8 protein-coding genes, 1 pseudogene and 1 riboswitch are annotated in these 13,201 nt (G+C 49.8%); of the genes and pseudogenes, 8 read left to right on the forward strand and 1 reads right to left on the reverse strand.

Features of this window, described 5'->3' with window-relative positions:
• The first annotated feature begins 130 nt into the window (after positions 1-130).
• Positions 131-4,324: an NPCBM/NEW2 domain-containing protein gene (locus tag ABD014_RS06650; RefSeq protein WP_343859008.1), complete on the forward strand. Its 4,194-nt coding sequence runs from the start codon at positions 131-133 to the stop codon at positions 4,322-4,324.
• A 146-nt stretch (positions 4,325-4,470) separates the two neighbouring features.
• Here ABD014_RS06650 and ABD014_RS06655 read toward each other — a convergent pair whose 3' ends face one another.
• Positions 4,471-5,736, reverse strand: a complete 1,266-nt coding sequence (locus ABD014_RS06655) for a Gfo/Idh/MocA family protein (RefSeq protein WP_343859011.1) — start codon at positions 5,734-5,736, stop codon at positions 4,471-4,473.
• Between the two features lie 341 nt (positions 5,737-6,077).
• Here ABD014_RS06655 and ABD014_RS06660 point away from each other — a divergent pair, with 341 nt between their 5' ends.
• From ABD014_RS06660 to ABD014_RS06690, 7 genes and pseudogenes are all read left to right on the forward strand, one after another.
• Positions 6,078-6,731 (forward strand): TetR/AcrR family transcriptional regulator, encoded by a 654-nt coding sequence (locus ABD014_RS06660; protein ID WP_343859013.1) that lies wholly within the window; start codon positions 6,078-6,080, stop codon positions 6,729-6,731.
• Positions 6,732-6,748: 17 nt separating this feature from the next.
• Positions 6,749-7,357: a histidine phosphatase family protein gene (locus ABD014_RS06665; RefSeq protein ID WP_343859016.1), complete on the forward strand. Its 609-nt coding sequence runs from the start codon at positions 6,749-6,751 to the stop codon at positions 7,355-7,357.
• Between the two features lie 221 nt (positions 7,358-7,578).
• Positions 7,579-9,017, forward strand: a pseudogene (locus tag ABD014_RS06670) (aryl-sulfate sulfotransferase).
• A gap of 47 nt (positions 9,018-9,064) precedes the next feature.
• Complete coding sequence (locus tag ABD014_RS06675; RefSeq protein WP_343859019.1) at positions 9,065-10,084, forward strand: ABC transporter substrate-binding protein; 1,020 nt, start codon at positions 9,065-9,067, stop codon at positions 10,082-10,084.
• 14 nt (positions 10,085-10,098) lie between these two features.
• Positions 10,099-10,875, forward strand: a complete 777-nt coding sequence (locus ABD014_RS06680; RefSeq protein ID WP_343859022.1) for an ABC transporter ATP-binding protein — start codon at positions 10,099-10,101, stop codon at positions 10,873-10,875.
• Between the two features lie 10 nt (positions 10,876-10,885).
• Positions 10,886-11,662, forward strand: coding sequence for an ABC transporter permease (locus tag ABD014_RS06685; protein ID WP_343859025.1), 777 nt, complete (start codon positions 10,886-10,888; stop codon positions 11,660-11,662).
• A gap of 167 nt (positions 11,663-11,829) precedes the next feature.
• Complete coding sequence (locus tag ABD014_RS06690) at positions 11,830-12,807, forward strand: TRM11 family SAM-dependent methyltransferase (RefSeq protein WP_379337868.1); 978 nt, start codon at positions 11,830-11,832, stop codon at positions 12,805-12,807.
• 129 nt (positions 12,808-12,936) lie between these two features.
• Positions 12,937-13,144: riboswitch (cobalamin riboswitch) on the forward strand.
• Positions 13,145-13,201 lie beyond the last annotated feature (57 nt).

The raw sequence follows: 13,201 nt of genomic DNA on the forward strand, positions 1-13,201 counted from the left end.
TGCAGGCGTTCCTCTTAATTGTGTAGAAATGGCCCCTTATTATTGTAGATTCGAGTCACTATGTAAGCGCATACCCCTATGATAGTTTAATAGCGTAATACTTAATTACGATGGGGGGTACTCAGGAACAATGAAGAGAATATGGAGAAGTATTTCGGGGAGTTTGGCGATTATTCTGGCATTAACGAGTCTGGGAATTACAGGCTCAGGCCGTCATGCATTTGCCGAAGCGGAACCGGCATCGTATGGAGAAATCTATATTAGCGATTTAGATTGGACCTCAGTTAAACATGGCAAAGTAAAGACACAGAAGGACCAGATTGCTGCTGCAAGCCTAACAGGCCAGAAAATGAAAATGGAAGGGGTCACGTATGACAAAGGACTCGGGACTCATGCCGATTCAAAAATGACTTACCAAATTAACGGGGATTACAACCGTCTTACCTCGGTAATTGGCATTGACGATGAAGCGCTTAACAACAGCAAGCTTCCTACAAATGTCGTGTTTGCTGTATATGGGGACGGAGACAAGCTGTACGAAAGTCCACATTTTACCGCGAAGCCGTACACCCCTCCATTAAAAATCGATGTCGACGTATCAGGGATCCTCGAGCTGTCTCTGGAAGTGACAGGGTATGCTGCGGGCTCCAATCCGCAGACTACATCCTATGCCGATTGGGCGGATGCGAAGCTGATCAATGGAGACCCGGAAGACCAGACAGCGGAATCGGTTGCCTCCTCGATTCGAAGCATTGCCCCGCCGGAGAAAGGGCAGACCTTATTGCGGCTTCCTTATGTTCCAGACGGATTTACCGTGGCTATAGCAGCTTCGGACCGCGAGGACATTATTCCGACGGATGCCCAGATCTTCCCGGTCTCCACCGATGTCACAGTGACATTGGTATTGGCGGTAACCAAGCTGGCTGACGGCACAACAGCAGAAACTGCTCCGCTGCAGGTGCTAGTGCCGGGAGCCCAGCCTGCAGAATCGGCCAACAAGACGGCACTGGAGAGCGAATTGGCTAATGCGCAGGCTTATTATGACAACGCCGTTGAAGGGACGGAGCCCGGGCAATATCCTCCGGGCAGCAAGGAAGAGCTGGGACGAGCTATTGCTAAGGCCAAGGCGATATATACGGATGATGCTGCCAGCCAATACACCGTCAATCAGGCCGCCGCCGAACTGCATGAGTCGGTGCTCTCTTTTCTGGCCAAGGCCATCGTTGGAGAAGGCAAAAGGCTGGAGTCCGTCAGTTTAACCAGCGACCATGCAAGCTTGAATCTGGATGGTCTGGCCCATTTGCGGCTGAGTGGCCGATTAAGCGACGGATCAGATGCCGATTTGAAGCATGCCTATGTCAAATATTCGCTCAGTAATCCGAATGTGCTTGCATCAGTCCAACCGACTGAATCCGGAGCGGAGGTAAGGGCAGGGACGAAGCTGAACTCGGCGGGAACCGCGACCATAACGGCAACCGTTACGTTGGGCGGCGTCACCAGGACTGCAGAGGTGCCGATTACCGTTCAATTTGCCGCAGATCAGCCTTTTCAGCATGCGTATCATCAGACTCTGACGATGAAGATGTTTATGGCTGAGAATAATGGTACAGTCCGCATGACGTTCGAGCAGGCTCTGGCAACGGTCAAGAAGATTGACAGTCTGACGCGAGGGATTCCCAAAATCATTTATCTTGTCGGCTGGCAGTTCGATGGACATGATACCGGTTATCCGGCATTGGATGTGGTTAATCCTAAACTGAAGCGTGAACAGGATGAAAGAGCTGAGGACAGCTTGAAATGGCTAATGGATGAAGCGTTTAAATATAACACAACTATAAGTCTTCACATCAATATGCTTGATGCCAGTTCCGAAAGTCCGCTCTGGGATACGTATCTGGCGAAGGATGTCATTGCCAGGGAAAATGACGGTAGCTTGCGGAAGTATGTCTGGGGATATCCGATCAGTTATACCCGGGAGTGGGAGGAAGGGCTGACCATCCAAAGAATCGACAAGCTGCTTGAATTGCTGCCGATTCAGCGAGCCGGAACGATTCATATCGACGCCTTCCATCAGAATATTCCCAAGCTTGAGGCCGGGTTCATCAGCCCGTATCACAGAATAACTTCGCAGCAGGAAGCCGAGACGCAGAAGAAGATTATTCGGTATTTCCGAGACAAAGGGGTAGACGTAACCGCTGAATTTGATAAGAATTATCGGGTTGATCCGTTGATCGGCCTGCAGCCTATGGCCTGGCATATCCGCTGGAGCGCCTCGGAGCAGTTCAAGATCCCTGCTTCGATCTATACTGGAGGCGACGGAGGCGATGAGCGGCTAGGTACAGGGATGCTAGGAGAATCGATCATTAAGGCCGACCGTGAGACATTACAGGGATTCATCGATGATTTTGCATTAAAGACTCTTCCATCCTATTATCTGAATCGTCTGAACCGGGTCTCTGACCAGAACGGAATCATAACTTTCTCGGAAGGGGTAACCAGCCGCAAGCAAAGCGATGGGAGCCTGCTTATAGAGCAGGAAGGAGAGACGCTTCGGGATGGTGGGGATGTGTTCTTCCCGGCTCTGTGGAATGAGGACGATTATCAGGAGATTATCGCTTACAGCAAGAACGGTTATGAGAATAAAACCTGGAAGCTGCCAGTTCAATGGAAAGGGACAGCATCGATTGACGTCTATTCGATCGGAATAGATGGGCTCAATTTAATCGAGCAAGAGCTTCCTGTCCATGAAGGTTCGGTCAGACTGACGCTGCTGCCAGGGCAGGCGGTATCGATCTTCCCGGCAGGTACAGATATTTCTGCCCAACCTGGGCCATTCAGTATTATCGAGCCTGCTGACGGGGCGCTAGAAGTTGATGCCTCGAAGGTTTCGCTTCGATGGGAACCGTCGGCCGGGTCAGACAGCTATCGCGTGATGATCTCGGAGAATTCCTCGCTTCAGCCTGTCATATGGAACCATACGACAGAGAATACATCCGCAGTGGTGTCCGCTCTATCTCCAGGCAAGACCTACTACTGGAAGGTCATTGCTATGAAAAAGAGCAACGGCAAGGAACAAGACAACACGGGCGGCGTGCTCTCTTTTAAAACGAGAAATACGGTTATTCCTCCGGAGCAAGGAGGCGGAAGCGGCGCAGGAGGCAGCGGAGACACGGGCATTACGGATCCAGGCGCCACAAATCCGCAGAAGAACGGACCATTGCAGCCGACACCAGTGAACTACCAGATCGTTGAAGCCAAGGATATTGTTGCGCCAGATAATGGTAAATTGAAGGTGAAAATGAGGGAGAATGCCGAAGCGATGGTATTAACAGCGGCTGCTCTTAAGCAATTGGGAACAGAAACGTTGACAATACAATGGGACAGGACTGAACTGGACATTCCGGGACAGGTTTTTGCCCAATGGATTGAGTCGGCATTCGATGGTGGAGCGACTTCAGCGAAGGTAATATTAAAGCTGACTTCATTATCCCGGGAACGGTTTTTTGAGGCGATCGATGCCAGAAGTGTTCCTGCTCATTCAGTAGGGAACTTGCTGCAGTTGGGAGTCTCTGTCGAGGCGAACGGCTTAGTCAAGGATTTGACAGCTTGGAAAGAAGCGGTTAAATTGCATTTTATGCTTCAAGCGGGAGTGAAGAAATCGGCATTTATATACACGATTCAGGATGGGAAGCTGACCAGGCTGTCCGATTTGCGTTACAGCGAGAACGGAATATCCACTGATATTTTCCGGTCTGGAAGTTATGGCGCTTTTGTCGCAGCTGCTTCCTTTGCAGATGTACCAGAGAACTATTGGGCTTACGAGATGATTGCCTATCTGGAATCCAGAGGAATCCTTCAAGGAGTGCAGGAGGGCCATTTTGAGCCGGGCCGTTCTATTACCCGTGCCGAATTTACCGTTCTCCTGGCAAGAGCTCTGGAACTGCCTGAAAGTAAAGCTACCGGGTTCAAGGATGTCGATCCTGAGGCATGGTATGGGGGTTATGTCCAGGCGGCTGTCCAGGAGGGCCTTGTATTAGGGGTAAGCGCCTCAGAATTTGCTCCCGACCGGGACATTACGCGTCAGGAAATGGCAGTCATGCTGATGCGGGCGTATTATTTACAGCATCAGGAGCTTCCGGTGACCGGAATAACCGTCCCATATATTGACGAGCAATCTATTGCCCAATGGGCTCTTGATGCAGTCAAGGCAGCCTCTGAGCTTGGTCTCGTGCACGGGCGCAAACAGGGGCGGTTTGCACCAGCCATGCAGGCGACACGGGCGGAGGCGGCAGCGATGATTTATCGAATGATGAATCTTGATTAAAATCGTGGATTTTTTCTAAATCGCTAAAACGAAGGCTACACATTGTCTTATCGATCGTTGAGAGCTAAACCCTGAAGGGGCAGCAAAACAAAGGGAAGGACAGCGGGGTTCTACGCTGTCCTTCCCTTGTGCTATTTATTAAAATACTAGATTCTGGACTTGATCTCTTCCGCGTAGTCTTTAAACACAACAACTTGATTTTCCAGCCGGGATTTCTCCGCCGCGAAGGACATCAAATGGCTCTGTACGGAGACGCTGGCTGAGGACAGGCCTTCATGGACACGTTCTTCGCGTACCAGATTGGCGAAGTTGCCAATCAGCGCGCTGTCGCCGCCGCCATGATCGTCGACGCCTGATTCCATAGAGATCAGTTCTTTTTTTCCAGTGAGGAAATCGGTGATTTCAATCTCACATTTATTGAAGGACATAATGCCCTTCACCTCGCCGCGAGTACCCATGAGCTTGATCGTTCTGGCGTATTCATTCGTGAACGCGCACATTGTAAAGGCTGCTGTAACGTTGTTCTCGAATTCAATATTGACCACTTGATGGTCGACAACATCATTGTCGCACTTATAAACGCAGCGGCCGTATGGTCCTTCCCGGAGGGCCTTCATCGTCCCCTCCTCGCTCACATCATTGGTTAGCGCATAACGCCAGCCTTCGTTAGCAAGATAAAATCTTGGGGCAAAGAACGGGCATTCCTCAGCATGAGGACAGTTGTCTGTACAGCGGTCAGCAGCTTGAGGCGGCGCATTCTCGGCCTTGAAATGGGACAGGGAGCCGAAGGAAGAAATGCTTCTGCAATCGCTTCCGGCCAGCCACAGCAAAATATCCATGTCATGACATGATTTGGCCAGGATCATTGGACTTGACTCACGGGAATTTCTCCAATTGCCGCGGACATAGCTATGAGCCTGATGCCAATAGGCTACATTCTCATTATGCTGGATGGAGACGAGCTCGCCGATTTTTTTGTCCTCGATAATTTTTTTGAGCGTCCCGAAAAACTCCGTATAGCGGAGCACGTGACAGATGTTGAATATGCGTTCGTATTTTACAGCATGCTGCCCTAACTTTACGACTTCGACAGGGTCCGTCGACATCGGCTTCTCAAGAAGGATATGATATCCGGTTTCAAAGGCTTTGATCGCCGGATCGAAATGGTATTGATCCTGGGTACAGATCAGGGCAGCATCGGCCAGCTTTGGTTCTTGCAGCATCTCCTCCCACGAGGTATAGCAGGCGGAGTCCGGGAGGTTATGGGCTTTTTGAAAGGCTTCCCTTCGCCCTTGATCCGGTTCCGCTATAGCGACGAATTGAAGCTCTTCCGGGTGTTCCAATGCGTAGGTGGCGTAGGCTAGGGCGCCACGATTTCCAGCTCCGATAAGTACGGCTGTTACCTTTTTCATGAAATTCTCCTCCATTGTCCATAATCATTCATTCAAAAAGATTGATGTGATAAGTCCATAAGTGTGGCATTAAAATACTGAATACTCTGAACAAGGGGATACATCGAATAAAGTATATTTACATTGTGTAACCCCTATATTGTAATCATATTATGGTGTTAACATAGTGTCAACCCTATCTAAATTTCTGCTTACCAGTATGGATATTAGATCTGTCGCAATAGCTGTTGATTTCAGGTGCTGGATAGAGTAAGCTAGGCAGCATAAAGGTTGTTTACGTGATGGAAACACTATGAACATCGAATATAAACACGTAGCGTGATGGATAGGAGTGAATTCATTTGAGTACGAAATGGGAGCAGGAATTGGATTTGATGCGTCAGTCGCGGCGGGAACAAATTATGAATGCTGCTTATGAGCTTGTATTAGAGAACGGGCTGATTTCTATCACCATTGTCGATATCGTCAAGAAGGCGGAGATTAGCCGGGTAACCTTGTACAAATATTACAGCTCGATTCATGAGATTGTATTTGATATTCAGATCAGAATTTTGAATGAGATGAGCGATCTGCTAGGTGAGAAGCTTAAAGGTAAAAATGGACTGGAGAAGCTACATGATTATTTCGCAACCTTTGTCCGTATGTATCAGACCCGTCCGGATTATTTCCGCTTCGCTGCGATGTTCGACCAATTCTATCAGTCCTCTTATCCAACGCCGGAGCTGGAGGAACGGTATCAGAGCTTCACGAAGCAGGGAATCGACTTGATTGAACATATTATTGAAGAAGGACGGGTTGACGGATCGATTCGAGCGGAGACAAATCCCCCGATGATGGCGCAAATCCTGTCGCATATTATGATGGGAACGACACAGAGAATTGCTGCGCGCAACGAAATATACAAGACAGAGAGTAAGGTCGATTCCGAGGAAATGCTCAATTATTTAGCGGATTTCTTAACCACTTCACTGGCGGCTGCTCCATCACAGGCATAACATGGGGGGGCGACACAATGAATAATAGCAATAACGGGGTGGAGTGGTGGCTAATCCGGCATGGGGTGACAGCCTGGAATCTGCAGCGCAAATATCAAGGTCATAGCGATGAGGAGCTGTTGCCCGGGGAGGCTTCTGGTCTTACTCCACTGCGGAGTAAGCTGGCTGGTCAATCCTTTGCCGGTGTATATTGCAGTGACCTGAAGCGCTGTCGCCAGACTTTACAATTGATTCGTCCTGATTGGACTGGACAAGCTGTCTATGATCCAAGACTTAGAGAGATGAACTTTGGTGCTTGGGAAGGCAAAACCTATGAAATGCTGGAGCATAACCCACTCTACCGTGCATGGATTGACGATCCCAAGCTGCATACACCACCTGAAGGGGAATCATGGGAGCTGTTCCAAAACAGGATCACTGACTTTCAAAGGGAACTGCTCCAGAAATCAAAAGAGCTTGCGGTTAGCGGGAACGGTAATCCTTCTATCCTGCTCATTGTGACCCATGGAGGTGTGATGTCAACGCTAAACATGCTGATGAGTCCAGATGCCGACTTCTGGGACAGCAAGGTTTTGCCCGGGGAAATTATGAAACTAAAGCTTCGTTCTAATGAATTAGGCTGGTAAGCGGCTGTTCGGACATGTTACCTATAAATAATTCAATTCATACTTGACAGGTGTGAATTGTTGGTTTAATATGATGAAAAATCATTTTCATTTCATTGGCCTCGTACTGAAAGAATAGTACGAAGCTAGCCGATTGGATCGCCAAAGGCTTCTGGAACTCTCTTAGGGGAGAGATCTGGAGGCCTTTTTGCTATGAAAAATCACGTAAGGAGAGTGTGGATATGGGACACCCATCGATTTATCCGACAGGGGCTACGGTCTATAGACCAGAGCTGGCCTGGAGCGGATATACGATCTATCAAGCCGCTGATCTGGGGGCACTGCTAGTCGATATGAACGGAAGAGAGGTTCATCTGTGGAAGGGGCTGCGCGGGTTCCCGAATAAGCTGCTGCCCGGAGGGTATGTGCTTGGAAGCACTGCCGAGCGCGATCCGAAGTATGGATTTCAGGATGAGTCGGATCTCGTCCAGGTTGATTTTGAAGGGAATATCGTATGGCGCTTCAACCGCTACGAATGGATTGAGGACCCGGGGCATGAACCGCAGTGGATGGCCAGGGCTCACCATGATTACCAGCGGGAAGGGAATCCAGTTGGCTATTATGTGCCTGGTACCGATCCGAAGACAAGCGATGGGAATACGTTGATCCTCGTTCATAAAAATGTGCATAACCCGGCTATCTCCGACAAGCTGTTGCTAGATGATGCGATCATCGAAGTCGATTATGCTGGCAATATTGTCTGGGAATGGAGCTGCAATGAGCACTTCGAAGAGCTTGGCTTTGATGAATCAGCCAGAAATGTTCTGTTCCGCGACCCAAATACCCGCTTCTTCGGCGATCATGCCGGTGACTGGATGCATATCAATTCCATGTCCGTACTCGGTCCTAACCGCTTCTATGATCAAGGGGATGAACGCTTCCATCCGGACAATATTATCTGGGATGCAAGGGAGTCCAACATTATAGCCATCATTGACAAGCGGACAGGGAAAATCGTCTGGCGGCTTGGTCCGGATTATTCATCCCCCGAACTTAAAGGGTTAGGCTGGATCATCGGCCAGCATCATGCCCATCTGATTCCACGCGGATTACCCGGCGAAGGCAATCTACTGTTGTTCGACAATGGCGGTTGGGCCGGCTATGGAGCCCCTAATCCAGCTTCTCCTTACGGGGCGAAGAACGCCGTACGTGATCATTCCCGCGTCCTGGAGATTGATCCGGTAAGCTTGGAAATTATCTGGCAATATACGCCAACAGAGGCAGGATTCCAGGAGCCGCTTGATTCATATCGGTTCTACAGCCCATATATCAGCTCTGCGCAAGACTGCCCAACGGCAATACGCTAATTACGGAAGGCGCAGACGGACGAATTATAGAAGTCACACGGTCGCATGAATTGGTATGGGAATATATTTCACCTTATAAGAACACACGAAATGCCAATATGGTGTACCGGGCTTACCGTGTTCCGTACGAGTGGGTACCACAGCTTCCGCGACCGGAAGAGAAGGCGATTGCACCGCTTGATATCGCAGATTTCAGAGTGCCCGGAGCGGCGCCAAGAGGGGCTCATTCCATCGTTGAAGTCACTGGAACGATCTCCTATGGCGATGGGGCTGCCTGCGTAGCCCGAACCGACGAGAAGCCGAATATAGAATAGATGAGGAGGGAAGGGCTATGCGGTTATAACGAAATATAGGAACAGGTTTGATCTACAGCTTCATCCTGCTGCTCTTGCTCACCTTGCTCGCAGGCTGCGCTTCAAATCGTGGGGGAACGGCGGCAAAGGCGGATGCAGCCTCAGGAAAGAGCGGGGACGGGGTGGCTGTGAAACTGAATATTGCTGATATTTCAACAAATCCGGTGTTCCGGGTAGCAGTAAATCAAGGATTTCTTGAGAAGTATGGAATCAAAGCTGAGCTTGTTAACTTCGCAACACCTGCAGAAGGAATCAACTCATTGTTCATCAAGCAGGCGGATATCGGCTGGGGGGCGGATTATCCCATTCTGAACGCCGTAAGCAAGGGAGAATATACGATCATCGCTTCGACTGGCACTTCAACCGACAAGAATGCCGCTCAATGGAAGCTATTCGTACGTGATGAGATCCAGCAGCCCGAGCAATTAAAAGGTAAAACTTTAAGCTTTCTACGCGGCACTTTTATTTCTTATTTATGGGATGAGTATTTAGCGGAGCACGGGGTTGATATCAGGGAGACGGAGCTGGTGGGACAGGGCGGATCGGATGAATCCTATATCGCGCTAAAGAAGGGCGAGGTCGATGCGGTCTGGGTCAGTGGTTCAGCCATGACGCAAAAATTCTCTGAGTTGGAGGGAGTGCACCAGCTAACAGATATGTCACAGACCGAAGTGCGGATTGGCAGCCAGATTATTGTCCCGAATTCACTCATTATTCAACATCCGGATAAGGTGAAGGGGTTCCTGTTGGCACTTGATGAATCCTCCCGATATATCAAGGAGCATCCGGATGAGGTGGCCGATCTGCTATACAAAGAAGTGAAGCAGCCCAAGGAGTCGACGCTGAAGGATCTATCGGTGACGAACTGGGATGTGAACTTCACGCAACAGGCCTATGAGAGCCTGGAGAGGCAAAAGAAGTATATGGTCGAGAATGGCATCATTCAGCAGGACTTCAATCTGACGGATAAGATCGATTTGCAGTTTTTACGGGAGGCATTGCCGGATCGTGAAGCTTACACGCCTTAAGGAGGGATTTAAAAATGTCCGCAGCCAAGCCGATTCATACCATAACGATCGAGCGCCTGAACAAGAGCTATAATGAGGGCGGTATCGGAGAGCTTCATTACATTATCAAGGATGTAAATCTCGTCATTCGCGGCGGTGAGTTCTTCATTCTTCTGGGCCCGAGCGGATGCGGCAAATCTACACTGCTCAATATGATTGCCGGATTCATCTCCAAGACGGAAGGAAGCCTGCGGGTCGGGGGCAAGGATATTCACAAGCCGGACCGCGACCGCGCGGTTGTGTTCCAACAGGCAGATTCTTCGCTGTTCCCATGGTTAACCGTGCGGCAGAACATCGAATTTGGCCTGAAGATGAAGAAGGTGCCGCCGCAGAAGCGCCGGGAAATTAGTGATTACTATACCGGACTTGTAGGATTGAGCGGTCACAGTGACAAGTTCCCAAAGGAGCTGTCGGGGGGGATGAAGCAGCGGGTCCAGTTGGCCCGCGTACTCGCTAATGATCCTGAGATTCTGCTCATGGATGAGCCCTTTGGTGCGCTTGATGCGATGACCCGCCGTACGATGCAGAAGGAACTCGTCCGTATCTGGCAGCAGACGAACAAGACGATCGTGTTCGTGACCCATGATATTCAGGAAGCGATTCTGCTTGGCGGTAGGATCGGCATCATGTCGCCAGGACCCTCCTCGCACATATCGCAGATTTACGAAATTCCGCTCTCTTACCCGCGCGATGTGGCCGCTGCCGAATTTTATGAATATTACAATCTGATTCAGTCGCATTTCGAGGAATAGGAGTGGAGATATGCGCAAATGGAGAAATAAAGGCATTAGCCTCCTGCTGATCTGGATTTTCGCTCTGGCGGCCTGGGAAGCGGGTTCGCTGCTGTATGGCTCGGAGGTGATCCCCGGTCCGCTCGATACTGCAGCTGGGGCCCGGGAGCTGCTGCAGGATGGATCACTTCTACAATATATCGGTATCAGCTTCTACCGGGTATTCACCGGCTGGGCGCTGGGCAGTCTCATCGCTATTCCATTAGGGTTGCTCATCGGCAAGGTCGCAGCAATCCGCTCCTTTGCAGAGCCGTTGCTCAACTTTATCCGATTCATTCCGCCGATCGCTTTTATTACCTTGTTCCTCGTCTGGTTCGGGATCGGCGAGCAGTCCAAGATCGCTCTGATTTTATATGCAACTCTGTTTATCGTCATTATGAACACCTTGACTGGAGTGTTAGCCGTCGAAGAGGATAAGATCCGTGCGGCCCGCAGTATGGGGGCTTCCGAATGGCAGATCGTCCGTTATGTCATCATTCCGGCAACCGCGCCGTATATGTTCACCGGGGTACGCCTGGCCATGGGAACCTCCTATATGGCGATTGTTGGGGCGGAGATGATTGCATCCAATGAAGGCGTAGGCTTCCTAATCTGGAACTCACGCTTGTTCTTCCGGACTGACTGGATATTCGTCGGCTTGATTAGCCTTGGCCTGATGGGTTTTATTACCGACCGCCTGTTTGGCCTGTTCGGCCGCAAAGTGCTGGGGCGTTATGGCGTAATCAGCTCAGCGCCTGTGCGACGATAGACAAATATTTGAAGAAGAGACCTCGTAGCTTTACGTTATGAGGTCTCTTGACCCTATTAAATTGTAACGGAAATGGGTTCCTCTATTTGCTGTTTAGACCGTCTTTTCTTTTTGCGGGGAAAAGGGGTATGATGGTGCTCTGAGGAATTCAATTCGCCAAAAGAGGAATGAGAGATTTGAAGCAGCAAACGGAGAGTTCCAGCCGCCGCTATATTTACCCTTTTGCCTGCCATGAGACGGAACGTGATCTGTGCAGGATGGAGCTGCAGGCACTATTCGGATATACCATTGATCCTGTTGGACCGTATCCATTCGTGGATACACCCATCCGGATCGATCCGAGTCGCAGCCCTTATCTATCGCTGAGGATGGATGTATTGATCAGCGAGGTTTCTTGGGAGGAACTGCTGCGGCAGGCTGCCGAGCTGGAACTTAATGATAGAACATTCAAAGTAAAATATATCAAAAATGGCGATCCACGTAGCTATGATGAGCAGCGACAAATCGAGCGTCAAGTCGGGGCCCTTATTCACGGCAAGGCGGAAATGCGCACACCTGAGCTAATCTATGGATTGCTATCTCACAACGGGCGCTGGACACTGGGAATCTGCTATCAAGCACAATCGGTCTGGCTGGAGCATAAGCATAAGCCGCAAAACTACTCGACTGGACTGAGCACCACCGTTGCACGTGCGTTAGTTAATCTTGCAGCACCTAGGCCGGACGGACTTCGCATGATAGATCCCTGCTGTGGCATGGGAAATGTACTGATTGAAGCATTGTCGATGGGGATCGACATCGCCGGCCGAGATATTAATCCGCTCGCGATAAAAGGAGCGCGTGTGAATTTGCACCATTTTGGCTATGATTCGATAGACTTGGTAGAGATCGGTGATATGAACGATATAGATGAGCATTATGACGCCGCTGTTCTTGATATGCCTTATAATCTCTGTTCGGTGCTTCCGCGAGATGAAAGGATTAGAATGCTCACTAGTCTGAAGCGGATTAGCATCCGGTCGGTTATCGTCTCTTCAGAGCCACTTGAGGAGGAGATTCGCGAGGTCGGTCTTATGATCATGGATCAAGGAAAAATCCATAAAGGTTCCTTTATCCGCAATGTGTGGCTGTGCAGGAGCGAGTGAACAGGGTAAGACTATCTTATTGCAGTATTGCAGCAGTAGATAACGGTGAATGAACGGTTTTGGATATTGTGTTCAATCTCCTTTTCACCTATAATCCAATAGAGAAGATAGCCTTGCTATAAGCTAATCCATTAAATAAATACTTGCTGGTCCTGAGTTGGCGCGAATACGCCATGCGCTCGGGTGAAAAGGGAAGCCGGTGTGAGTCCGGCGCGGTCCCGCCACTGTAAACAGGGACGAAGTCCAATTTGCCACTGTCAACTGTCAGGTTGATGGGAAGGCGGGCTTCAAGTCATAACCTGTAAGTCAGGAGACCTGCCGCGAGTATATGAGACGGTCCTTCGAGGAAAGGATAACGTTCTGCTAAGCTAAGATTGCCCATCTGTATGGAGAC

It is taken from the genome of Paenibacillus motobuensis (genome assembly GCF_039521865.1).
GTDB lineage: Bacteria > Bacillota > Bacilli > Paenibacillales > Paenibacillaceae > Fontibacillus > Fontibacillus motobuensis.

Excerpts from the sequence above, each read along its gene's own strand:
- ABD014_RS06650 (WP_343859008.1), top strand. The coding sequence starts at position 131 with ATGAAGAGAATATGGAGAAGTATTTCGGGGAGTTTGGCGATTATTCTG.
- ABD014_RS06655 (WP_343859011.1), bottom strand. The coding sequence starts at position 5,736 with ATGAAAAAGGTAACAGCCGTACTTATCGGAGCTGGAAATCGTGGCGCC.
- ABD014_RS06665 (WP_343859016.1), top strand. The coding sequence starts at position 6,749 with ATGAATAATAGCAATAACGGGGTGGAGTGGTGGCTAATCCGGCATGGG.
- ABD014_RS06680 (WP_343859022.1), top strand. The coding sequence starts at position 10,099 with ATGTCCGCAGCCAAGCCGATTCATACCATAACGATCGAGCGCCTGAAC.
- ABD014_RS06685 (WP_343859025.1), top strand. The coding sequence starts at position 10,886 with ATGCGCAAATGGAGAAATAAAGGCATTAGCCTCCTGCTGATCTGGATT.
- ABD014_RS06690 (WP_379337868.1), top strand. The coding sequence starts at position 11,830 with ATGAGAGATTTGAAGCAGCAAACGGAGAGTTCCAGCCGCCGCTATATT.